Raw genomic sequence first — 22073 nt, 5'->3', positions numbered from 1 at the left:
GGGCCGGCGCCAGCTCACACCTTGAAGTACTTGGCCTCCGGGTGGTGGAACACGAACGCATCGGTGGACTGTTCCGGGTGCAGCATGAGCTCGTCGCTCAGGACCACGCCCATGCGCTCGGGCTTCAGCAGCTCGGTGACCTTGCGGCGGTCCTCCATGTCCGGGCAGGCGGGGTAGCCCAGCGAGAACCGGGCGCCGCGGTAGTCGAGCTTGAAATACCCGGCCGTGTCCTTCGGCTCCTCGGACCCAAAGCCGAGCTCCTTGCGGATCCGGGCGTGCCAGAACTCGGCCAGCGCCTCGGTCAGCTGCATGACCAGTCCGTTGAGCTCGTAGTAGTCGCGGTACTGGTTGGCCGCGAACATCTTGGACGTGAACTCCTCGATCTTGGAGCCGGCGGTGACCAGCTGTACGGGCAGCACGTCGATCCGTCCCGATTCGCGGGACTTCACGAAGTCTGCCAGGCACAGGTGCCGGTCGCGGCGCTGGCGCGGGAAGTCGAACCGCAGCCGGTCGCTGCCGATGGGACCGCCTGAACCACCGTCGGGGGCGAGCAGGCCCGCCTGGCCCAGGACGCCGTCGGGATCCTCGCCGTGGTGCAGCACCACCACCTGTTCGCCTTCGGAGACCACGGGGAAGTAGCCATAGGCTACCGAGGCGTCCAGCATGCCCTCGCCCAGGATGCGGTCCAGCCAGTACCGCAGGCGCGGCCGGCCTTCGCGTTCCACCAGTTCCTCGTAGGAGGCGCCGTCCTCGCCGCGGCCGGGCTTGAGGCCCCACTGCCCCATGAAGGTGGCACGCTCGTCGAGGAAGGCGGAGTAGTCGTGCAGCGAGACGCCGCGGACGATCCGGGTGCCCCAGAACGGCGGCGCGGGGACGGGGTTGTCGGTGGCGACGTCGGACCGGCCGGGCATGGCCTCGGGCTCGGTGATGGTGAACTTCGGGCCGCCCTTGTGGATGCGCTTCTTCAGCGGCGGCAGGCCCACGGAGTCCGGGTCCTCGCCGCGGGCCACGCGGACCAGCGGTTCCATGAGGGCAAGCCCCTCGAAGGCATCCTTGGCGTACCTGACGGTGCCCTCGAACTGTTCGGCCAGGTCCTGCTCCACGTAGGCGCGGGTCAAAGCGGCGCCGCCCAGGATAACCGGCCACTTCTTGGCCAGGCCGCGGGTCTGCAGTTCGGCGAGATTTTCCTTCATCACCACGGTGGATTTCACCAGCAGCCCGGACATGCCGATCACGTCGGCGTCGTGTTCCTCCGCGGCGGCGATGATCTCGGCAATGCCCTGCTTGATGCCGATGTTGACTACCTTGTAGCCGTTGTTGGTGAGGATGATGTCCACCAGGTTCTTGCCGATGTCGTGCACGTCGCCGCGGACGGTCGCGATCACCATGGTGCCCTTGCCGGAGGAGTCGGCCTTTTCCATGTGCGGCTCAAGGAGCGCCACGGCGTTCTTCATGACCTCGGCGGACTGCAGCACGAACGGAAGCTGCATCTCGCCGGCACCGAAGCGTTCGCCCACCACCTTCATGCCCTCAAGCAGGTGGTCGTTGATGATGCCGAGCGGGGTCATGCCTTCGCTGCGGGCCAGGTCCAGGTCCTCTTCCAGGCCCTTGCCTTCGCCGTCGATGATGCGCCGTTCCAGGCGAGCGCCCGTGGGGAGGGCGGCGAGTTCGGCGGCGCGCTGGTCCTTCAACGCTGCGGTGTCGACGCCGGCGAAGAGGTCAAGCATGCTGGCGAGGGGGTCGTAGGTGGTGTTGCCATCGGCGTCGTATTCGCGGCGGTCGTAGACGAGGTCCAGGGCCACCTTGCGCTGCTCCTCCGGGAGGGAGGCGAGCGGGACGATCTTGGCGGCGTCGATGATGCCGCTGGTCAGGCCGGCCTGGACGGCTTCGTGCAGGAACACGGAGTTCAGGACCATGCGGGCGGCCGGGTTGAGGCCGAAGGAGACGTTGGAGACGCCGAGCGTGGTGTTGATGCCGGGGTATTTGGCGGTGATCTGGCGGATGGCCTCGATGGTTTCGATGCCGTCGCGGCGGGTTTCCTCCTGGCCGGTGGCCACGGGGAAGGTGAGGCAGTCGACGATGATGTCCTCCACCCGCATGCCCCAGTCGCCCACCAGGGCGTCCACCAGGCGGGAGGCGATGGCCACCTTGCCCTCGGTGGTGCGGGCCTGGCCCTCTTCGTTGATGGTCAGGGCGATCACGGCGGTGCCGTGTTCCTTGACCAGCGGCATGATGCGGGCGAAGCGGCTGTTGGGGCCGTCGCCGTCCTCGTAATTGACGGAGTTGACCACGGGGCGGCCGCCGATGAGTTCCAGGCCTGCCTGCAGCACCGGGGGTTCGGTGGAGTCGATGACCAGCGGGAGGGTGGAGGCGGAGGCGAAGCGGCTGACAACCTCTTTGATGTCGGCGACGCCGTCGCGGCCCACGTAGTCCACGCAGACGTCCAGCAGGTGGGCGCCGACGCGGATCTGCTCGCGGGCGATGTCCACACAGTCGTCCCAGCGTTCCTCGAGCATGGCCTGGCGGAAGGCTTTGGAGCCGTTGGCGTTGGTGCGCTCGCCGATGGCCAGGTAGGCGGACTCCTGGTCGAAGTTGACGTGCTGGTAGAGGGAGGCGACGCCGGCCTCGCGCTCGGTGGGGATTCGCGCCGGTGCGTTGCTTGCCTTGGCGTCCACGGCTTTGGCGCGGAAGGGCGCAAGGCGTTCGACGACGGCGGCCATGTGCTCCGGCGTCGTACCGCAGCAGCCGCCCACCAGGCCCAGGCCGAATTCGCGCACGAATTGTTCGTGCGCGGTGGCGAGTTCGGTGGGAGTGAGCGGGTAGTGCGCGCCGTTGGCGCCGAGGATGGGCAGGCCGGCGTTGGGCATGCAGGCGATGGCCACGGAGGACTGCTTGGAGAGGTGGCGGAGGTGCTCGCTCATCTCGTCCGGGCCGGTGGCGCAGTTCAGGCCGATGGCGTCGACGCCGAGCGGTTCGAGGGCGGTGAGCGCGGCGCCGATTTCGGAGCCCATGAGCATGGTTCCGGTGGTTTCGACCGTCACCTCAACGAAGATGGGGAGCCGGACGCCGCGGGTGACAATGGCCTGCTTGCAGCCGTTGACGGCGGCCTTGGTCTGCAGGAGGTCCTGGCTGGTTTCGATGAGGAACGCGTCCGCGCCGCCGTCGATGAGGCCCTCGGCCTGCAGGGCGAAGGTCTGCTTGAGGTAGTCGTAACTGGTGTGGCCCAAGCTCGGGAGCTTGGTGCCCGGGCCCATGGAGCCGAGGACCCAGCGCATGCGGCCGTCTGTTTCTTCCGCGGCTTCGGCGCGTTCGCGGGCGATCCTGGCGCCTTTGTTTGCCAGTTCCTCGATGCGGTCGTCGATGCCGTAGTCGGAGAGGTTGGACCAGTTGGCGCCGAAGGTGTTGGTTTCCACGGCGTCGATGCCGGTAGCGAAGTAGGCGTCGTGGATATCCGCGATGACGTCCGGGCGGGTGTCGTTGAGGATCTCGTTGCAGCCCTCGAGACCCAGGAAGTCCTTCTCAAGTGAGAGGTCCCGGCCCTGCAGCATCGTGCCCATTGCGCCGTCGGCAATGACCACGGAGTGGTTCACTGCATCCAGGAGTTCCTGGGCACGGGCGGGGCGGGGGACGGACTCGATGTCCAGTGCGAAACGAGGCATTTAATCAGGTTACGTGTGGGGGCGCCAACGTTGCGCTGTGTGTCCGGATGCTACGGCGGGGTCCCACAGCGCCTTCCCAGTCTGGAAGAGCCCGGATGTGGACTTTCGAAGGTGCGCTCAACCGGGCGGCAATGGAGCAACAGATGAGCGCGCCGTTCATCCGCCACGGGGTGGGATCGGTGACGTGACAAGAAGCTAGGTTGGGAGACATGTCCTGATTTAACCGGTGTCCTGTACGCAAGCCGTTGAGTCTCATTCAGAGGAGACAGTCTACCTCTCGCTATGGTTAGGCTTGCGTCGAGTGCATCACGGTTGATGCAAATGAAACTTGATGAGTAGATGGAGCGCGTGCCTTGTACCTGAAACGGACACATGATGACCAAGCTGATTAGTTTTGAAATAACAGGACTTGCCGGTAACAGAGGCGCGCAAAAGGCGGTGTTTGACAAACACATCAACGTCTTTTGGGGCCTCAACGGGTCTGGCAAGACCTCCTTACTAAGGATATTGGACTCAGCCCTGTCAAATGATCCATCAGCGATAAGTGATGTTGCTTTTTCAGAAGCCACGGTTGTCTTTCTCAGCGAAAAGCACGGAGCAACAATTGAGCGGAAGCTGACAAGCGACTCTCTTGACTATGACGACGACGAAGAGTCGGTCAAAGCGAACCCTCGCGTACTTAAGAATCTACACTCGCAGAGGAGCTGGGGTGATGAAACTTCCATATCTGCCGGATCCTCGCAAACCAAGCGTCTATGGTCAAGCCGAATGATTGAGGGGGATCCAGATACAAACATAGCAGGATCATTTAAGCGGAAGTATCTTCCCATAACCCGACTGAACGACCTCCAAGTGCGCAGGTATTCCGGCCGACTCACGGCCGCGCCTTTGGGATCGGATATTGAGGAGTTTGATTTTGAAAATGACATTGAGAATGCGTGGCGCATATTTAACTCAAGCTCGCTAAGTCAAATTCGTGGAATCCAACAGCGCGGCCTCGCCGATATTCTCAACGCACTTTTTCAGACCTCCGACGAAAACTCGACCAGCGGCAAACAGGGACAACATGATGCAGATGAGGCATACAGACTCGTTTTTGACTTCCTGGGTATCCAAAATATGCCGCTAGACATCGGCCGAAAAGAGTTTAGTGAGAAGTATCTAGAACAAAAGCGCTTGCAGTCGGTCGTTGAGAGGATTCGGCTGGTCAATGACGAAATCGCTCAGATAACAAAGTCCCAAAGAGCATTTCAAGAGATTATAAATTCGCTCTATTCTGGCGACAAGCGAATTATATTCAACACCAACAGCACAATCGAATTTAGGGCGGGACGAAAGCGAGTGGAGCTAAACCGTCTTTCGTCAGGAGAAAAGCAGCTACTTCGTATCCTGCTGACGACCCTGTCCGGAGAAACAAGCCCGGTGCTTATCGATGAGCCCGAACTTTCCATGCACGTAGACTGGCAGCAGCGGCTCGTCGGATGCATGCAAGAAATAAATCCTGAATGCCAACTCGTGCTTGCCACCCATTCACCGGAGATTATCGCCGCGGTGGACCCGAGGCACGTAACCGAATTATGACTCCTCCAAAATGGACTCGCGCCGGAATGGCTGCGCGCGCGATGATAAGTCGGAACAAGTATACGATTTTCGTAGAGGGAAAGAGCTTCGACGCCCCCTATTATGATCGTCTCTTAGGGTCGGTAGAAGAAATCCAGGAGGTCGGCGTCGAAATCGTTAGAAGCTTTGACGTCTCTGACGCAGATACTGGAACCGGGGGGAAAGCAGCACTCTTGGACCTGTATACCTTTTATGAAAAAAACGGAACTCTGAGTTTTTCAACGAAGAGAGGGTCGAAGTTCTTAGTTTTCTTCCTCGATCGCGACTATGACGAGTTCGGTGCGGGACTTCAGTCTTCTCCCCACATTGTCTACACCTATGGCACAGACGTTGAAGCAGAGATATTTAGACGCGGTCGACTCTCACAGGCTCTCGCAACCGCACTGCATTTGACCACCAGAGAGTCGGTGGATCTTGAAGCTCGAATTGGAAATTTTCGTCTGGACCTAGCAACTTCATGGAAAGAATGGATAAAGCTATGCATTGCTAGCGTACCACTCCGGTCACGATGCGAAGTTCGACCGTCCTCCGGCTCACTTGTAAATCAGGAAAAGTACGGCCCGCTGGACTCGGTAGAGTACGAAAGGTTGAAGGGCCGACTTATAGAGACCTCTGTTGTGGATGATCCCGAGCTGGCGCTCGAAACGGTAATGGATAAAATTGATAGATGCTTCATCGATCTTGAGATCCATAAACTCCTGAAGGGAAAGTGGATTGCCGCATATATAGAGCATAAAATAGTTGAGTTGCATCAGCCGAGTAATAATCAGCTGAAGTCATTCACTCCAATACTTACAAGTGCAATGTTGGACAGTATCACTTTCGATTCTCTAGCTACACATCACCATCGTCGTTTGCTCGCTCTCGATAGCTAGGCATTGACTTACGGGCTGCGGACGTATGGTGGCGTCGATGCATCTAAACCTCCCCCGCCGGGCCGCGAACTGAGCGTCATATAGCCGCGCGTGAGCCTGTCGGCAGCAAGCAGTGACGCATGATTCCCCTGCTCCACGATCTGGCTAGCCTCCATCACCAGGATGAGGTAGGCGTTGGCGGATCGTGGACAGGTGGTGCGCGATCGCAGAGGACGTCCGGTCGGACCGTGGCGCTCATGGCCTTTTGCACCAGCACCTCGGTCCGGGTGTCCACCGAAGAGGTCGCCTCGTCCAGGATCAGAACAGAACGCTGCGCCAGAAACAGCGGGAATGGCTAACAGCTGTTTCCCGTCGGCTGACACATTTGCGCGCCCCCTCGTCCTCCAAAATCGCGTCGTACCCGTTCCCTAGGACCGCACGATCCGGACAATATACGTCTCCTGCGCGCCTCCAGGATCTCCTACGAAGAAGCAGTGGTTCCCCGGACGCAATGTTGTCCCGGATGGTCCCGCCGAACAGGCCACCGTTCCCCCGCCTCGCTTTGGCAGCCGGAACACCTTCACCAACGCATGCCCGAACGGCGTTTCCTCGATTTGCCCGTTTGAGTCGCCCGTTTCTTCCCGCTCCACCACAACAGCTTTTGTACGCGCTTGGGGGCAACCCCGGATGACTACGACGCCGCGCTGCCGGTCGTTAGAGCCCAGCCCAGTTCCGGCCCCAGCTTTCCCGCAATATCCGTCAGGATCTGCACATAGTCCTCGTGGTCGAAGCTGAAGGGCAGGGCGAAGGCCACCTCGTCCACTTCCTGGAACCCTGCATGCGCGTACAGCTGTTCAGCGATCTCCTCGCTGGTGCCGATCAGATCAGCCGCGAACATCATTCCCCGCGGCCCCTGCGGAGCAGCCGTGCGCGGAGTGCGTTCGTCAACATACCGCTGGTACTTCTCCCGCTGGGCGGCCGACGCCGAATCAGTAGGGATCACCACCAGCCCCTGCGAAACCCGCGCCTGAACATGTCCGGCGGCAGCAGCCGCTTCACGGAACGCCCGGATCTGCGACTGCTGGACCACAGCGAAGTCCGGTTCCTGGTCCTTTTCGGGGAAAATCACGCTGCTGGAGAGCAGATTGAACCCGTTCGCTCCCGCCCATACCGCTGACTTCGTGCTCCCTGCTCCATACCAAAGGCGGCTCCGCAGCCCTGGCGAGTGCGGCTCCACCCGGTTGGAGAACTCCTCCACCACGCCCTGCTTGCCCGAGAATTCCCGCACCCGCTCTCCAGCCACCAGGCGCGCAAACCGCTCCACCCGCGCGTAGCTGAAGTCCTCCACGTCACCGGTGTCCGGATACAACTCGTGCTTCACGGTGTCGTACTGCATCGGCTCCCCAACGCTCACGCCGGGATTGATGCGTCCACCGGCAAGCAAATCCACGGTGGCCAGGTCCTCCGCCAGGCGCAACGGGTTTTCCCACCCCAGCGGCGTCACGGCAGTACCAAGCTCAATCCTCGAAGTGCGCTGGCTCGCGGCCGCCATCACGGCCACAGGCGAAGAAATCCCGAACTGCAGATGCCGGTGGCGCAGCCAGGCACTGTCGAATCCCAGCTGCTCGCCCAGCTCGATGATCTGCAACGTGGACTCGTGGCCCGCGGCCGGATTGGCGGGATCAAAGAGGCCAATGGTGAGGAATCCCAGCTTGCGCAGGGGACGGTCGGGGTGCGGCATCGGCTTCCTTCAAAGCGGCGGACGTGGCTGGTCTCAGACTAGGCGGAAGCCCCATCAATGAACCAGCAATCATTGACGCACATGACGCCACTGTGGATAGGCTCGCCTCAAGCCAGCGACGGCGCCGCCACAGGAGGAATACATGTCACTGCAGGAAATCGAGTTCGCGTCCGCCAACGGCCGCGACACCATCCAGGCCTGGGTCTACGAACCCATCGGCCAGCCCAAGGCAATCGTGCAACTGATCCACGGGCTCGGCGAGCACTCCCGCCGCTACCTCCACCTCATCTCCACCCTGGTGGACGCCGGATTCATCGTGGTGGCAGGTGACCACGCCGGGCACGGCCGCACCGCCATGCAGCAGGGCACCTGGGGCGACGCCGGCGAGGACGCCGCCAAGGTGGTGGTCGCGGACGAGGTCACGCTCCAGGCCAAAGCCAGGGCGGCCCTCCCCCAGCTTCCCTACGTGGTGTTCGGCCACAGCTGGGGCTCCATGATCGCGCGCGGCATGGCCGTGGACCCACAGGCTCAGCTGTCCGGCTTGATCCTGTGCGGCATCGCCGCCCAAATGCGCGGCATCGAAACAACGATCAACCGGCCGGAACTGGCGCGGCTTGCCTCCGGCGCCGGCGCAGCGGACGCCGCACCGCAGGACCTCGTGGGCCAGCTGTTCGACGGTTTCCTGGGCCGCTTCGGAGACAATCCCGGCCCCACGGCCTGGGTCGCCCTGGACGCCGACGTGGTGGCCGACCACGCCAGGGACCCCTTCAACAACTTCGGCGCACCCCTGAGCGCCCGGTTCCTGCAAGGCTTCGTGGACCTCTACGACCACGTCAATTCCGACGACTGGTACAAACAGCTCCCCACGGACCTCCCCGTCCTCATCCTCGCCGGCGACCAAGACCCTGTGACCAACTACGGCGAAGGCGCCTACCACGTGGCAAACCGCCTCACCGATTCGGGCCACGCGGACGTCCGCACTCGCGTCTTCCCCGGCGTCCGGCACGAGGTGCACAACGAACCCACCACCCGCGCCGAAACCGAGCGCGAGACGGTCGAATTCATCCAGCGGGTTACGCACCAACCCCAGGACTCCCCCACACAGTAGGCAGCAGGCTGGCCGTCCCGGAAGGTAGCACCCCGGCGGAAGGTACGACGACGGCACTTACCCCGCCGCCGTCGTCGTACCTCCCAGCAAAGGCAGCCGGAGGCGGCTGCCCCGCGTGGTAGGTTCGCCGCATGGAATGTGTGGTGCTGTACACCGTGCGGGAGGGCGTGGACCGCTCCCGGATCATGGAGACCTACCCCCGCCACAAGGCCTTTTACGAGGCGTTTCACGCAGACGGTGGTGGCCTCGTGGCCCTGGGCGCGTTCCAGGACCCCGATCCGGCTGCCAGCTCCATGGGCATTTTCACGTCCCGGCAGGAAGCCGAACGTTTCGTTGCCGGCGACCCGTTCGTTAACGAAGGGCTCGCCGAACCGAGGCTCCTGGACTGGAATGCCGTGCGCTTCGCGTAGGGCTACCGCCGGTTAGTTGCCTTCCCCGGCCAGCGGGGCAGCCGTGAAAAGGTGGGCCCCGCGGGCGCCGGAATCTTGGCAGGGTCGGTGCCAGGCCGCCGTCGTCGCAGCTCCAACGCCAGCGCCTCCTGGCCACGCGCCATCGCCCACCTGTGGTTCGCAGCAAAGGCCGGCTTGAGCAGCCAACTCAGCCGCCGCAGCAGCGGTTTGGCGGCGCTGACCCGCCACTCATAGGTGACCACCGTTTCGGGCCCGTCCTGCTCAAAGGTCCAGCGGCCGGCGCCGTTGAGGTCGCCCCGGGCCGAGATGGCGAAGCCGTGTTCCGTTACGGGTTCGGTGACGGTGAGCTGCCACGTGAGCGTGTACGGCAGCCAGCCTTTGGTGTGGAGGTAGAACGCCTTCCCGGTCCCGTCCGGGTTGCCCGGATCCAACTGCTCAACGGTCAAATACACCGAGGGCCACCAGCGGGGAAGCGTCCCGGCATCGCCCAGGATGTCCGTGACCTCCCGCGGGGTTCCCGCCACGCGCCAGACAGTCAGGAATTCGTAGTCAGTGCTGCTGGTCGAAGTGCCGGCCATTGGTGCCTCCACGGCGAGGGTGAATAGGCGGCCCACAGTACTCACGCCGTTGTTTGCGGTCAACGGGCAAGCGTCAAATCCCGAGCGTGTCAGTATGTGCTGGCGTTGGCGATCAGGTGCGGCGGCAGCGGCTGCTGGGTGAAGTCGAACGCCTGGGTGAGGTCGCCCAGGATCGGGCTGTTTTCCCTGACGTCCGGGCGGGGATCGGGCCGGCCATCGGTGGCCGGGTCGATCCGTTGGCCGTGCAGGAAGTCGTCCTCGATGAACTTGATGTAGGCGTCCTGGCTCAGGGTTTGATGGTCGATGTACCCCTGCCTCGCGAAGGGGCTGATGATCAGGCTGGGGACGCGGAACCCGTACCCGTTGCTGTCCGCGTTGGGTGGTTGCACGTGGTCGTAGAAACCGCCCCAGTCGTCCCAGTTCAGGAAGATGGCGGTGCTGTTCCAGTCGGGTCCGCTCATGATGGCGTTGATGAGCCCGGCAACGTATTGCTGTCCCGTGCTGATCTTTGCCGGCGCGTGTTCGCTGACCTTGTCGGTCGGGGCGATCCACGTCACGGCGGCCAGCGCTCCCCGTCGCGCGGCGTCGTAGAAATTGGTCAGGGGCTGGATGTTCCCCAGTTCCCCGTCCTGTTTGACGGTGTCGAAGTACAGCAGGGGGTTCCACAGGCCCGGCGTCGTGGCATCCTGCTTGATCGGGGCGCAGGTGGCAGCGTCATCCCGGCAGTCGGGTTCGGTGCCCTTGAAGACGTAATAGTTCCACGGGACGTGCTGTTGGTGGAGCAGGTACGTTAGGTCGGTCCACGCATAGTCGGGCACCTGAAGGTGTTTGGCGGCGTCGGAGAGTTCGTGCTTCAGAGCAGCAGGAACGTTGGCGGCGTCGACGGCGGCCTGGCAGGCCGGGTAGGTGTCAGTGGGCTTGCAGCTGGCGTTGATGAGCCGGTCCACACCGGCTGCCAAGTCCGGGCTGATGCCGGCGGCGCTGAGGGCTTGCTTGCAAGGGGCAAGGTCCGCGGCGGACTGGCATTTTCCGATCAGGCTGTTGCCGATGATTTCGGGGTCGGGTCCGGAGTCCGGGTTCTGGAGCGCATTGGAGCACGACGCCGGGTCCGCGGCTTTGGTGCATTTGGCGGACCATTCCGAGACCAGGTAGAGGTGCGCCGGAAGGCTCCAGGCGGAGGCGGCCGCGAACATGTGGTCCTGCAGCGTGAAGTTGCGGGCATAGTCCCAGTACGTGGGGAGGTCCCGGCCATCGTGGTAGCCCATCACATCCGTGGCGGTGGTCCGGTAGCGGCAGTTCACCTGGGTGGCGGTGCAGCCGGCCAGGCCCTTTTCCGCCTGGGCCACAAACCCGTCCATCGCCCCGTTGTCCACGTCAGCCACTTCGTCATTGTGGCTGTGCGGGGCACCGACATTGGCATCGGCCGGGTTGTAGAAAGGTTTGACGCACCCGCCGTTGGCGGGGTCCGGCAGACACACGGCCGGCTCGTTGTTGGCCATCGGAATCCCGTCGGCGCCCGGGTACGTCCCGAAGTACGTGTCAAAGGAGCGGTTCTCCTGGGTAATGATCACCACGTGCTTGATCTTGGAAATCCCGGCCTCGGCGCTGACCGGCCCCCCGGCGGCGCCGCTTCCGGCGAATGCCAGCAGCGCCCCGAGGGCCAGGGCGATCCAGCCCGCCAACAGCGTGTGGAACGGGGAGCGAGCCAGCCCAAGGCGGCGCAGGACTTTTCCCTGCAAGATGCGCCTCCTGGTGCTGAACATCGCGTCCTCCTGACGCTGCTCCTGCGAACCGGCCGTCACCGCATCAACAAGACTCCTGCAGGGGTCCGGCCACTGGGGTTACCCTCCCACACGGTTCCTGCGCACCTGACGGGAATTTTCTGGGAACTTGCCCACAATCCATCGCCCGGGCCTGCCGGAACGCGGGCACCCGGGTGCTCAGGTGCTCAGCAGCTCAGGCGCTCGGGTGCTGCCTACTGGCGCACCGGCCGGGACCTGTACACATGGCCCGGGACCAAGGGCGTTCCCTCGAAGAGCTGCGGGACGGACACCAGCTGGTAGCCCTGGGCCTGCAGCGTGGAAATCAGCTCCTGTTGCCCGGCGATCGTCGTCGGCTGCACGTCATGCATGAGCACCACCGCGCCGGGCGTGATCTCCTTGAGCACTTTGGGCACGAACACTGCCGGGTTCTTGCTCTGCCAGTCCAGTGAGTCCACGGCCCAGATGATGAGTGGCTTGCCCACAGCGCCCTGCACTGCGGCATCGGCCGCGCCGTAGGGCGGCCGCATCATGACCGGGGTGGAGCCGGTCGCGGCCAGGATGGCGGCGTCCGTACGCTCCATCTCCTTCTTGACTGCGGGGGTGGGCAGCTTGGTCAGGTAAGGGTGGCTGAACGTGTGGTTGCCGATCGCGAAGCCGGCGTCGGCCACCTGCTTCGCGGTTGCCGGGTTGGCGGCCGTATTGGACCCGGTCATGAAGAACGTGGCCTGGGCCTTCCGCTCTTCCAGGATGGCCAAAAGCTCCGGCGTAGTGCGGGCGTCCGGCCCGTCGTCGTACGTCAAGGCAGCGCACGGGACGATGTCGCAGTTCACGTGCCTGGCTGCCGGCGCTGTCGCGGGACGCGGGACGGCGGCGGCGTTCAGCTGCCCCAGGACCTGCCGGCCGTAGTCGCTGAGCACCGCGCCGGCATCGGCGGCGTTCATGGTCAAGGTCACGTTGCCCGCGGGGTTTCCCGGAACCTCCGCGGACACCGCCAGCTCCCCGGACGGTTTCAGGACCAGGTCGCCTACCGGGATGTCCTGCCGGACGGGGGTGGCGATCTGCGCTGGAACGCCCACCATGCGCGACTGGATGCCCGGAACCGCCTCCGGCCGGACCAGCTCCGCGCCGCCACGGACAGCCCCGGAAACCGTGTCAACATAGACGGTTTCGGATCGCTCTGAGACCGTCCCGCCCGTCCCGGACGTCCTCACTTTTTCCCGGACAATTATCACTGTTCCCGCAGCCTGAACGGGCGCCGCGGACGCCGTCAGCTCCTGGCCCGACGGCTGCTGTGCGTTCAGCGCCATCGCGGGCCGGTACCGGCCACCCGCCGGGGCAGCGGCATCGAGGAGTCCCAGCAGCCACGAGTCAACATGCGTGTTCAACCCCGGCACCCCGTCAACGTAGGTCCAGGACGCATGCACGTGGTGCTCCCCCACGTGGGCCGTCAAGGCCATCCCGTACCCGCCCGGCACCTCCACCGGCCCGTCCAGCGCATCCGAGAGCGGCTGGGGCAACGCCACGGTCTCCGGTTGGCTGGAAACCCGTTCGTGGGAGTGCAACGCCGGGTACGGCGCACCGGACATGCTGTCACCACCGCAGACGAGAGCCGCTACGCAAATCGCTGCCAGGAGGACATGCAGGCAGGCAGCAGCTACGCTCCCGCGGGTGCGCCCCATCCCCAGCCCCATCGATCCGCACGCTCCTCAGGTGTTGACCCTTCGATTGTCCCTTATTACCAGGCCGGGATGGTGAAACCGGAGGCCGTTGCCTGGAACCGGGGGGGCGCCGGCGCGCTAGATGGTCACGTTGAGCCCCGCCGTGTAGCCGGCCGCCGCCGAGCCGGTCATGGTCGCCAGCTGGTAGATGCCGCCGTCGTCCCCGAACACGTTGTCCGACTGCAGGGTGGTGCGGGCCATGTTGGTGACGCTCTTTTCGTATCCGGGGGTGGCATAGACGTCGTCGCAGGCCGCCTTGGGCAGGGCGATCTGGGAGACGGCCAGCACCTGTCCGGCAGAGGTGGCATTGTTCATGGACTCGAAGACCTCAAAGTGGATGTGCGGCCAGCGCCCGGAGTAGGCGGCCGGGAAAATGGACGTAAAGGTGACCTGCCCGTTGGCGTCCGCTTCCTGCACACCGCGCAGGTAGTTCTCGTTCTTCAGGCTCGAGTCGTACATCGAGTACTTCCCGTCCCGGTCACAGTGCCACGCGTACACCGCGGCGCCGGCCATCGGGGTGCAGCCGTTGGCGTTGTCCAGCAGGGTCAGCGTGAACGTCAGAGGCACACCCTCCGCCGTCGCTGACGCGCTGCCGAAGCTTGAGGTGATGTCCCGGCGCACCACGCCGGAGGCTTCCAGGACGTTCGGCCCGTTGGAGCCGTCGCCTGGGTAGGGGCCCGCCGTTTCCTCCGGAATCTCCACCCCGCATTCGGCGATGGCCCGCGTCAGCGCTGGCGTGGCCGAGGCGGCAGCGGAGCCCGTGGATGCTGCGACGGAACCTGAAGACGCCGCCGAAGAAGTGGCTGACGTCGTAGCCGACGACGTGGACCCCGTGGTTCCGGCAGGGGTGCAGGCGGCGAGCGCGGCGGCCGCCCCGCCTGCACCCAGGAACAGCCCCAGGGTGCGGCGGCTCATCAGTGTGGTCAGATCGAACTCCAGCCCGCGGTCATGGTTGGGATGGGGCTGGTCGACGTCGGGCTGATCGGGTGTGCGTGAAGTGGTCATGGTCCAAGGAAACCGCATGCGGCTATGCCGGGGACTGGTGGTATCTGTGCCCTTGCTGTGCGTCCTGGCAGGCTTCATGCTGCCGGAACCTGCCCCACGGAAGGCTCGACGACGGCACCCACCCCGCCGCCGTCGTCGTCCGTTCCAGCAAAAGCAGCCCGGCGCACGAGGTGCCGGAAAAAGCGAGGCGGGGCAGGCCCTTGGGAGCCTGCCCCGCCTCTTTGCACCGGCTGATGACCTGCGCCCGACTTTCGGGTTTCCTGTTGCGATGGAGTATGCAGGAACATCTGCCGGCGGGTCTTTGTGCGGAACGCCCGCGGCCGTCGGCGCGGCCTAGAGCGTCCTGGGATCTTCGGCGTACATCTTCAACCTGATGTTCAAGGCGTCCGACATGTGGCGGGCCGCGATCTCCCCGGCGAGGGCGGAATTGCCGTCCCCTATGGCGGCCAGCAGGTCGGCGTAATCCGCCAGCACCACCGGCCACCGCCCCGGGTAGGTCAGGGTGGTGAGCGTGTACCGGCGGACCTGTTGGTCCAGGCGTTCGAGCAGTCCGATCAGCGACGGGCTGTGGGTGGCGCGCCACAGCTGGGTATGGAAGGCGCGGTTGGTTTCCGCGAGCGCCCGGCCGTCGCTGGGGTCCAGCTGCTGCATCTGCGTCAGCAGCCCCGTGAGCAGCTGCCGGTCCAGGGCGGTTGCCTTGACGGCAGCCTTGGCCGCGGCGGCCTGCTCCAGGATGATCCTCGACTCGTAGATGTCGATGATCTCCTCGGCTGAATGCGTTCGGACCACCACCGCCTTGCCGCGCCGTTCCACCAGTCCGTCCTGTTCCAGCCGCTGCAGCGCCTCCCGCACCGGTGTCCGGGAGGCCCCGTACCGCTCGGTGAGCTTGGCCTCCGTGAGCGGCTCGTCAGGCGCAAAGACGCTTGCGAGGACATCCTCGCGAAGCCGCTGGTGGATGGGAATGGCCACTTTTTCCTCTTTCCGTTGCTGGTGGGGTTGCTGGGCTGCCTAGGCGATGGAGCCTGCGCGGCGGCCGAAGACGGCTCCCGCCGCAAGCCCGGAGCCGCCGGGGTAGTTTCCGCTGAACAAACCACCCAAGGCTTCACCACAGGCATAGAGCCCATCAAGCGGCCCTGCGTCTTCGGTCAGCACGCGTCCCCAGGTGTCTGTCTTGAGGCCGCCGAATGTGAAGGTGATGCCGCAGGTTACCGGGAACGCGTAGTACGGGCCGGTGGCGATGCTTCGGGCCCAGTTGCTCTTCGGCGGCTGGGTATCCGCCCGGCGCCCGTCCTTGACGTTGGGATCAAACGGGGCGCCCTCGGTGATCGAATCATTAAAGCTCTTCACCGTCTCCTCCAGCCCCTCAGGGCTGATGCCGGCCTTCTGTGCCAGCTCGGCAAGACTCGGCGCAGTGACCACCGAAACCCCCGGCATGTCGTACTCCTCCGCTCGCAGCATGGGACGGGAGGAAGCGTCAAAGATCTGGAAGGCGGCGGAGCCCGGCTGGGCAAGAATGTCCCGGCCGTACTTCGCATAGGTGTAGTTGCGGTAGTCGGCGCCCTCGTCCACGAACCGCTTCCCGTCGCTGTTCACCACGATGCCCAGCGGGTACCCGCCACGGGTGAGCTGGTTGGTGAGTTCCAGGTTGCCCTCGTTCTCCGGGTGCCAGGCGTCCCAGGCGACGCTGTGGCAGGTTGACCAATCGCCGCCCCTGGCCGCGCCGGCGTCCAATGCGGCGACGATCATCTCACCCGTGTTGCCCGGTGTGCCGCGTACCTTCGCGTTCTGCCAGCCCTCCCCCAGGTGTTGGCGGCGCAGTTCAGGTGATGCTTCAAAACCTCCCGAGGCGAGGATGACCGACTCGGCCCGGAGCTCACCTTCTCCGGATGAGGTGCGGTACCGGACTCCGCGGACGCGGCCGTCCTCCTGGATCAGTCCGGTGGCTGCGCAGTCATAGATGACCTCAACGCCCATGCGCTCCGCGGCCGCCCGATGGTCGGTCATGAGCCCCTTTCCGCCTCCCACGTTGCCCACGTGCAGCCCGCCCCAGAACAGATACCCACCGTCCTGGGTCCGGTACGCCTGGCGCTCATACATCAGCCGGTATTTGAGTCCCATGCCGTGAAGCCAACGCAATGTCGGGTTGCTTTCGCTGACCAGGACCGCGGACAACTCGGGGTCGTTGCGCCCTTCAGAGACCTTGGACAGATCGGCAAGGTACTCGGCAGCGGTATAGGCGGGGACTTCACTGACGGCGTGCCGCTCGTCAGGCTCCACGAATTCGGTCAGCTCCTGGAGCCCGTCATGGGAGATGCGGGTGGCGCCGGCGGTGTAGAAGCTGTTGCCGCCCGATGCGGCTTCCCGCGCCTTTTCGAGCAGGACCACTTTGCGTCCACGCTCGGCGGCTGCAAGGGCTGCCGCAAATCCGGCGTTGCCGCCGCCAACCACCAAAACGTCGCTCTTGATCATCATCAGTCTCCTCAGCTCCATCGCTGTACACGATTGTATACATAGGTATGCCGTCGCATGCAATAGCGTCTTGGCGCAGGCTTAACGGGCTCGGCGGGAGCGGTTTATTGCCGGGATTTGCGGCTACCCCAGGCGCGGGTGGCTGATTTCCTGGGCGTCGATGTACATCTGGATGCGGATGTTCTTTGCCTCGTCCATGTGGGCGCTGGCGATGCGGCCGGCTTCCTCCGCGTTCCGTGCGCGGATGGCCACCAACAGCTCCTCATGCTCCTTCAGCACGCGGTCCCAGCGCTCCTTGGTGGAGAGCGTGGTGCCGGGGTAGCGGATGAAGTGGACCAGGATCCGGTCCAGCAGGTCAAGGAGGGCGGCGCTGTGGCTGGCGGCCCAGATGCGCTCATGGAAGGTGCGGTTGGCGGCGGCCAGCTCAGCCGGAGTGGCAGCATCGAAATCAAGGGTGACCATGGCCTGGTGGGCGCGGTCGATCAGCATCAGGTCCATGTCGGTGTGCCGGAGAGCCGCGGTTTTTGCGGCCGCCTCCTCCAGGAAGGTCCGCACCTCGTAGAGGTCCAGCATCTCCTCCGGGCGGTACTCCCGCACCTGCATTCGCGAACCGTACCGCTCCACGAGCCCCTCGGTTTCGAGGCGCCGCAAGGCTTCCCTGATGGGCGTCCGGGAGACGTTGTACTTCTTGGCCAGGGCGCTTTCAACGAGCTGGGCACGGGGAGGCAGCTCCTGCGAGATGATGGCGTTCCTGATCATCAGGTAGGGGCTTGTCTCTGGTTGCGACGCCACGGGCGGCCTCCGGTCTTCATGCAAACAAGCGGCAGGACGCGCCGGCGCCATACCTTTAGCCGCAATTCTATCGCACTGCATACCGTTTCGGCGCGCTGTGAACACCGTGCCGATTTTCGGCACACCCGCTGCAGCAGGAAGCCCGCCAAACCACCTTGTCGGTATTCATATTCGAGGGACTGTTGCTTAAGTCATACCAACGGTATACCGTTTGTGACCAACGCCATACAGCAGGGCATGTACCGGATTCTGGTTTGCTCAGCTTTGAACATTCACCCGGCGGCTGCACACGGTGGCACGGGTATTTTCAGGAGAACCAATGACGCTTCTATCCAGGGAAGAGCCGCAGGCCGGCACCCTCCCCGTCACCCCGGTGCCGGCCACCCTCGTCCGTGGCGGCACCAGCAAATGCTGGATATTCCGGGACGAGGACCTTCCGTCTGACGCCCTGGAGACGGACCGCCTCCTTATCCGCACCTTCGGTTCGCCGGACCTCCGCCAAATCGACGGAGTCGGCGGCGCCTCGTCAACCACCAGCAAGGCCATCACCGTGGCCGGCACCGACCCGGACGGAACGGTCCGCTACAGGTTCGCCCAGGTGGCCATCGACAAGCCGGCAGTCGAGTGGGCCAGCAACTGCGGCAACTGCGCAACGGCGCTGGGTCTGTACGCGCTCCACGCCGGGCTGGTCGCTCCCACAGGGGAAGTCACCCGGGTACCCATCCTGAACACCGTGACCGGGCTGCGCCTGATTTGCGAGATCCCCACACCAGGGGCCAAGGTGCCAGCCTACGGCGGGCGGCGACTTGACGGCCAGCATTACCCCGGCGTCCCCATCGATGTCATCTTCCAGAAAACCTCATGGTCCACTTACGGAGCACAGTTCCCTACAGGCAACGCCATCGATGAGCTTGAGGTCGACGGGCAGCGGTACCAGGCGACGCTGATCGACGCAGGCGCGCCGGCCGCACTCTTTGCCGCACAGGACCTGGGGCTGGATGCAACCGGCAGCGAGGAAGCTTTGGAGGCGCTGGTCCGGATCGCTCCGCGGCTGCGCGCTGCGGCCGCCCGCAGGATGGGCCTGCCGCAGGACCTCAGCTCCATTCCGAAGGTGGGCATCGTGGGGCCTCCGCCGGAAGGAACAACCGGCGTTTCCGCCCGGATGATCTCGATGACCGCACTCCACCCCGCCATCGGCCTCACCAGCGCTGTCGCCGTCGCTGCCGCCTCAGGAACAGCAGGCAGCGTGGTGCAGCGCAGCCTGGTTTCGGCTGCGGAGGCCGGACTCTTTATCCACCTGCTGAGAGGCAAGACGGCGCTGGCATTGGATGCAGCCGATCCCACCGAAGTCTCCTTTCAACGCTCGGCCCGCGTCATCAGCGAAAGCACCATTCTGGTGCCCAGTGACTGAAGAAACCCCTACCGGAAAAACCCAGCCAAGGAATCAGCCATGAAAATCAGCATTCAAAACCTGCAGCTGAAGTACGGAAGCTTCACTGCCATCGAAAACCTCAACCTCGACATCGAAGACGGCGAGGCCCTCGTCCTGCTGGGCCAGTCCGGTTGCGGCAAGACCAGCACCATGCGCTGCATCGCCGGCCTGGAGGAACCCACGTCGGGGCGGATCATCATCGACGACGTGGTGGTCTTCGACTCCGAAAAGGGCATCAACCTGCCCCCGAACAAGCGCAACGTCGGCATGGTCTTCCAGTCCTACGCGGTATGGCCGCACATGACGGTGGCCCAGAACGTTGCCTACTCGCTCAAGCAGAAGAAGCTGTCCAAGAGCGAAATCGATGAGCGCGTCATGGAGGCCCTCACGCTGGTGGGCCTGGAGCCCTACGCGGACCGCGGCGCCAGCCTGCTCAGCGGCGGCCAGATGCAGCGCGTCGCGCTGGCGCGCAGCTTGGTCATGCGGCCCAGCGTGCTCATGCTCGACGAACCGCTCTCCAACCTTGACGCCCGCCTGCGTGACCGGCTCCGCGTTGAACTGCGTGAAATCCAGCTCCAGCTGGGGCTCACCTGTGTGTACGTCACCCACGACCAGCACGAAGCCTTCGCACTGGCAGACCGCATCGCCCTGCTCCAGGGCGGCCGGATTGTCCAGATGGGCGCCCCGCAGCACATGTACGAGGCACCCGCCAGCGCTTCGATCGCCCACTTCCTGGGTGTTTCCAACATCATGGACTGCACCCCGGAGGGCACCGCCACCGGGTCCACCACCGCACGCATCACCAACAGCGAGCTCACCATCCAGTCGGCGCAGCAGGCCAGCGACGCCGGCACATCCCCCAAGGTATGCATCCGGGCCGAGGACCTGCAGATCACCGCCATGCCCACCGAACACCCCAACTCATGGCCGGGAACGGTCCGCGTGGCGGGCTTCCAGGGCAACGACATCCGGTACGCCATCCAGCTGGAATCCGGGCCCGAGCTGGACGCCCTGGGGGGACTGCGCCGCGGCGAACAGCACAAAGTGGGGGACCGCGTGTGGGTGACCGTCAACCCCCGCGAAGTCCAGATCCTGCCGGCTGAGGTCCTCGCATGAGCCTCAAGACCACCGAGGCGGCCACCCGCGCCGACGCCCGCCTCGCACCCACGCCGGCGCCCCGGGACTACCGTGCAGCCCGGACCCTTTCAGGCCTCCGAAAGAACACGCCGGGCCTGATCGTCCTGGTCATCCTCGGCGTCCTCATCGTTCTTCCTCTTGCCCTCGTCCTGCTCGCCGCCTTCTCGGACAGCGTTCCCCGGCCCGGCAGCATCTCGCTGGGCGGCCTGACACTGTCCAACCTGGCACTGCTGGCCACCCCGGAAGCACTCGGGGCCCTGGTCAACTCGCTCATGGTCGGTGCCGGCTCAGCGATCGTCGCCCTGCTGATCGGGGCATTCCTGGCCTTCGTGTGTGCCCGCTCCGATGCGCCGTTGCGGAAGTTCATTTTCTTCATCGGGATGGCGCCGATGTTCATTCCCGCTTTGGTGGGCGCATTGGCCTGGTCCCTCCTGTGCTCGCCCAGCGCCGGGTACATCAACATCTTCCTCCGCGACCTGGGCATTGATGCCGCCATCAACATCTACAGCCTGCCGGGCCTGGTGTTCGTGCTGGGAATCTTTTACGCCCCGTACGCTTTCCTGCTGCTGCACAGCTCGCTGTCTATGATGAACGCCGACCTCGAAGAGGCCGCCACCGTCCACGGGGCGCCACTGCGCACCATGCTGCGTACCGTCACCCTGCCCCTGGCCCTGCCGGCCATCCTGGGCTCCGCCGTCCTGGTCTTCGCCTTGACCATGGAGAACTTCCCCGTGGCCCAGGTCATCGGCAACCCCGCCGGCGTGGACACCCTGCCCACCTACATCTACCGCCTTATGAGCGCCACGCCCGCCAAGAGCAACCAGGCGGCGAGTGTCGCCGTGATCCTGACCGTTGCGCTGATGGCCGTGACCCTCATCCAGCAGCGCATCATCAACAAGCGCAAATTCACCACCATGACCGGCAAGGGCAACCGTCCCCGCCAGGTGCCGCTTCGCAAGATGCGCTGGCCGTTCACCATCCTGGCCCTGGCCTACTTCGCCGTTTCGGTGGTCCTGCCGATGCTGGCCCTGCTGGCCGCTTCGATGCAGGCCACCCCGTTCGTGTCCTCGATGTCGCAGCTGCTCGAAGCCAACTCCCTTAGCTTCGCGAAGCTGATCGAGGTCCTGGGATCCAACGACTTCCAGCTCGCCCTGAAGAACAGTGTCCTGGTGGCCCTGATCGCAGCCTTCGCCGGAACCACCCTCAGCTTCATCGCCTCCTACATCCGGTACCGCACCAAGTCCAAGGTGGGACGCCTGATCGAGCTGGTGGCCATGACCCCTCTCGCCGTCCCCGCCATCGTCATGGGCATCGGACTGCTCTGGACCTGGCTGCTGCTGCCCCTGCCCATCTACGGCACCCTGGCGATCCTCGCCGTCGCCTGCGTGGCCGTGTTCATGCCGCAGGGATACCGCGGTGTCTCCGCGTCAATGCTCCAGATGGACCAGGACCTCGAAGACAGCGCCGTGATGCTCGGCGCCGGGCGGACCCGGTCCGTACTGGATGTCACCCTGCCCCTGATGCGCGTCGGCATCATGTCCTCGTTCCTGCTGTTCCTCATGCTCTCCATGCGTGAGCTCAGCGCCTCCATCTTCCTCTTCACCTCGAACACCCGGATCCTGTCCATCCTCGTCTTCGACAACTTCGACAACGGCCAGAGCCAGGCAGCTGCCGCCGTCAGCGTCCTGTACTGCCTCGTCATCGGAATCCTCGCCGTCATCGCCCAAAAAGTCGGCGGCGAACGCAAGACCAAGAACTGACCTCCCACCCACCTTTGAAAGGGACAC

Annotated in this window: 16 protein-coding genes and 1 pseudogene; 7 read left to right on the top strand and 10 right to left on the bottom strand. The window is 64.5% G+C overall.

The features are described from left to right. Positions 1–14: 14 nt before the first annotated feature. The gene (gene metH, locus QRM96_RS15825; RefSeq protein WP_285320220.1) at positions 15–3659 is read right to left on the bottom strand and encodes a methionine synthase; all 3645 of its coding nucleotides are present in this window, start codon (positions 3657–3659) and stop codon (positions 15–17) included. Positions 3660–4034: 375 nt separating this feature from the next. Between metH and QRM96_RS15820 the strand changes: the two genes are divergently transcribed. Further along, a complete protein-coding gene (locus QRM96_RS15820) occupies positions 4035–5240 on the top strand; it encodes an AAA family ATPase (protein ID WP_285320219.1) in 1206 nt (401 codons plus the stop codon). Continuing rightward, positions 5237–6154 carry a hypothetical protein gene (locus tag QRM96_RS15815; protein ID WP_285320218.1) on the top strand — a complete coding sequence of 306 codons (918 nt, stop codon included), beginning with the start codon at positions 5237–5239 and terminating at the stop codon, positions 6152–6154. The genes QRM96_RS15820 and QRM96_RS15815 overlap by 4 nt, the downstream gene beginning before the upstream one ends. Positions 6155–6214: 60 nt before the next feature. Here the strand turns inward: QRM96_RS15815 and QRM96_RS15810 are convergent. Together QRM96_RS15810 and QRM96_RS15805 are read right to left on the bottom strand one after the other, a co-directional pair. After that, positions 6215–6673, bottom strand: a pseudogene (locus tag QRM96_RS15810) (ABC transporter ATP-binding protein); the annotation flags it as partial. Between the two features lie 151 nt (positions 6674–6824). Further along, on the bottom strand, positions 6825–7874 hold the full coding sequence (locus tag QRM96_RS15805) for an LLM class flavin-dependent oxidoreductase (RefSeq protein WP_285320217.1): 1050 nt from the start codon (positions 7872–7874) through the stop codon (positions 6825–6827). Between the two features lie 142 nt (positions 7875–8016). Here QRM96_RS15805 and QRM96_RS15800 point away from each other — a divergent pair, with 142 nt between their 5' ends. After that, positions 8017–8982, top strand: a complete 966-nt coding sequence (locus QRM96_RS15800) for an alpha/beta fold hydrolase (protein ID WP_285320216.1) — start codon at positions 8017–8019, stop codon at positions 8980–8982. A 131-nt stretch (positions 8983–9113) separates the two neighbouring features. Further along, positions 9114–9392, top strand: a complete 279-nt coding sequence (locus QRM96_RS15795; protein ID WP_285320215.1) for a YciI family protein — start codon at positions 9114–9116, stop codon at positions 9390–9392. A 2-nt stretch (positions 9393–9394) separates the two neighbouring features. Here QRM96_RS15795 and QRM96_RS15790 read toward each other — a convergent pair whose 3' ends face one another. The 7 genes from QRM96_RS15790 to QRM96_RS15760 form a co-directional block, all read right to left on the bottom strand. Next, positions 9395–9970 (bottom strand): SRPBCC family protein, encoded by a 576-nt coding sequence (locus tag QRM96_RS15790; RefSeq protein WP_285320214.1) that lies wholly within the window; start codon positions 9968–9970, stop codon positions 9395–9397. Between the two features lie 89 nt (positions 9971–10059). After that, a complete protein-coding gene (locus QRM96_RS15785; protein WP_285320213.1) occupies positions 10060–11709 on the bottom strand; it encodes an alkaline phosphatase family protein in 1650 nt (549 codons plus the stop codon). Positions 11710–11945: 236 nt separating this feature from the next. Next, entirely contained in the window at positions 11946–13319 is a 1374-nt protein-coding gene (locus QRM96_RS15780; RefSeq protein WP_285320212.1) for a polysaccharide deacetylase family protein, read from the bottom strand. 210 nt (positions 13320–13529) lie between these two features. Further along, positions 13530–14456: an intradiol ring-cleavage dioxygenase gene (locus QRM96_RS15775; RefSeq protein WP_285320211.1), complete on the bottom strand. Its 927-nt coding sequence runs from the start codon at positions 14454–14456 to the stop codon at positions 13530–13532. 333 nt (positions 14457–14789) lie between these two features. After that, positions 14790–15425 carry a GntR family transcriptional regulator gene (locus QRM96_RS15770; protein WP_285320210.1) on the bottom strand — a complete coding sequence of 212 codons (636 nt, stop codon included), beginning with the start codon at positions 15423–15425 and terminating at the stop codon, positions 14790–14792. Between the two features lie 39 nt (positions 15426–15464). Beyond that, positions 15465–16928 carry an FAD-dependent tricarballylate dehydrogenase TcuA gene (tcuA, locus tag QRM96_RS15765; RefSeq protein ID WP_285320209.1) on the bottom strand — a complete coding sequence of 488 codons (1464 nt, stop codon included), beginning with the start codon at positions 16926–16928 and terminating at the stop codon, positions 15465–15467. 120 nt (positions 16929–17048) lie between these two features. After that, positions 17049–17717 carry a GntR family transcriptional regulator gene (locus QRM96_RS15760; protein WP_223992974.1) on the bottom strand — a complete coding sequence of 223 codons (669 nt, stop codon included), beginning with the start codon at positions 17715–17717 and terminating at the stop codon, positions 17049–17051. Positions 17718–18036: 319 nt separating this feature from the next. On the opposite strand from QRM96_RS15760, the gene QRM96_RS15755 reads away from it, so the two are divergent. Genes QRM96_RS15755 through QRM96_RS15745 form a run of 3 tightly spaced genes read left to right on the top strand, consistent with a single transcriptional unit; the run spans position 18037 to position 22046 of the window. Beyond that, on the top strand, positions 18037–19128 hold the full coding sequence (locus QRM96_RS15755) for a PrpF domain-containing protein (RefSeq protein WP_285320208.1): 1092 nt from the start codon (positions 18037–18039) through the stop codon (positions 19126–19128). Between the two features lie 39 nt (positions 19129–19167). Next, positions 19168–20265 (top strand): ABC transporter ATP-binding protein, encoded by a 1098-nt coding sequence (locus QRM96_RS15750; protein ID WP_109045441.1) that lies wholly within the window; start codon positions 19168–19170, stop codon positions 20263–20265. Beyond that, positions 20262–22046: an ABC transporter permease gene (locus tag QRM96_RS15745; RefSeq protein ID WP_018763863.1), complete on the top strand. Its 1785-nt coding sequence runs from the start codon at positions 20262–20264 to the stop codon at positions 22044–22046. Before QRM96_RS15750 ends, QRM96_RS15745 begins: the two co-directional genes overlap by 4 nt. The last annotated feature ends 27 nt before the right edge of the window (positions 22047–22073 follow it).

Origin of the sequence: Pseudarthrobacter sp. lyk4-40-TYG-27, assembly GCF_030209295.1 — a bacterium.
Taxonomy (GTDB): Bacteria; Actinomycetota; Actinomycetes; order Actinomycetales; family Micrococcaceae; genus Arthrobacter.
Note: the sequence above shows the minus strand (reverse complement) of the source record. Positions and strands in the feature narration are given on the sequence as shown.

Coding starts and splice junctions, on each gene's coding strand:
- QRM96_RS15775 (WP_285320211.1), bottom strand. CDS start 14,456: ATGACCACTTCACGCACACCCGATCAGCCCGACGTCGACCAGCCCCAT.
- QRM96_RS15790 (WP_285320214.1), bottom strand. CDS start 9,970: ATGGCCGGCACTTCGACCAGCAGCACTGACTACGAATTCCTGACTGTC.
- metH (WP_285320220.1), bottom strand. CDS start 3,659: ATGCCTCGTTTCGCACTGGACATCGAGTCCGTCCCCCGCCCCGCCCGT.
- QRM96_RS15820 (WP_285320219.1), top strand. CDS start 4,035: ATGACCAAGCTGATTAGTTTTGAAATAACAGGACTTGCCGGTAACAGA.
- QRM96_RS15815 (WP_285320218.1), top strand. CDS start 5,237: ATGACTCCTCCAAAATGGACTCGCGCCGGAATGGCTGCGCGCGCGATG.
- QRM96_RS15800 (WP_285320216.1), top strand. CDS start 8,017: ATGTCACTGCAGGAAATCGAGTTCGCGTCCGCCAACGGCCGCGACACC.
- QRM96_RS15750 (WP_109045441.1), top strand. CDS start 19,168: ATGAAAATCAGCATTCAAAACCTGCAGCTGAAGTACGGAAGCTTCACT.
- QRM96_RS15780 (WP_285320212.1), bottom strand. CDS start 13,319: ATGTCCGGTGCGCCGTACCCGGCGTTGCACTCCCACGAACGGGTTTCC.
- QRM96_RS15795 (WP_285320215.1), top strand. CDS start 9,114: ATGGAATGTGTGGTGCTGTACACCGTGCGGGAGGGCGTGGACCGCTCC.
- tcuA (WP_285320209.1), bottom strand. CDS start 16,928: ATGATGATCAAGAGCGACGTTTTGGTGGTTGGCGGCGGCAACGCCGGA.
- QRM96_RS15745 (WP_018763863.1), top strand. CDS start 20,262: ATGAGCCTCAAGACCACCGAGGCGGCCACCCGCGCCGACGCCCGCCTC.
- QRM96_RS15805 (WP_285320217.1), bottom strand. CDS start 7,874: ATGCCGCACCCCGACCGTCCCCTGCGCAAGCTGGGATTCCTCACCATT.
- QRM96_RS15755 (WP_285320208.1), top strand. CDS start 18,037: ATGACGCTTCTATCCAGGGAAGAGCCGCAGGCCGGCACCCTCCCCGTC.